This window comes from Paenibacillus sp. sgz302114, from assembly GCF_056120345.1.
Map to the genome: position 1 here is coordinate 1 of NZ_JBVYOI010000052.1, position 356 is coordinate 356.

4 tRNA genes are annotated in these 356 nt (G+C 53.4%); all 4 read left to right on the forward strand.

The features are described 5' to 3' along the window. Window positions 1-6: 6 nt before the first annotated feature. The 4 genes from AC0LWF_RS27875 (at window position 7) to AC0LWF_RS27890 (ending at window position 354) form a co-directional block, all read left to right on the forward strand. Window positions 7-83, forward strand: a tRNA-Asp gene (locus AC0LWF_RS27875). Between the two features lie 14 nt (window positions 84-97). Next, window positions 98-173 (forward strand) — tRNA-Phe (locus tag AC0LWF_RS27880). 16 nt (window positions 174-189) lie between these two features. Next, window positions 190-265: transfer RNA gene (locus AC0LWF_RS27885), tRNA-Thr, on the forward strand. 4 nt (window positions 266-269) lie between these two features. Continuing rightward, window positions 270-354, forward strand: a tRNA-Tyr gene (locus tag AC0LWF_RS27890). Window positions 355-356 lie beyond the last annotated feature (2 nt).

Consider the following 356-nt stretch of genomic DNA (forward strand, 5'->3'; position numbering starts at 1 on the left):
TAACGCGGAGCCGTGGTGTAGTGGCCCAACATGCCTGCCTGTCACGCAGGAGACCGCGGGTTCGAATCCCGTCGGCTCCGCCATTTAATCAAAGTTCGGCTCGGTAGCTCAGTCGGTAGAGCAGAGGACTGAAAATCCTCGTGTCGGCGGTTCGATTCCGTCCCGAGCCACCATTTAAGAATTAAATATGCCGGTGTAGCTCAGTTGGTAGAGCAACTGACTTGTAATCAGTAGGTCGTGGGTTCGACTCCTATCGCCGGCACCATCATGGAGGATTAGTGAAGTGGCTAAACACGGCAGACTGTAAATCTGCTCTCTCAGAGTTCGGTGGTTCGAATCCATCATCCTCCACCATT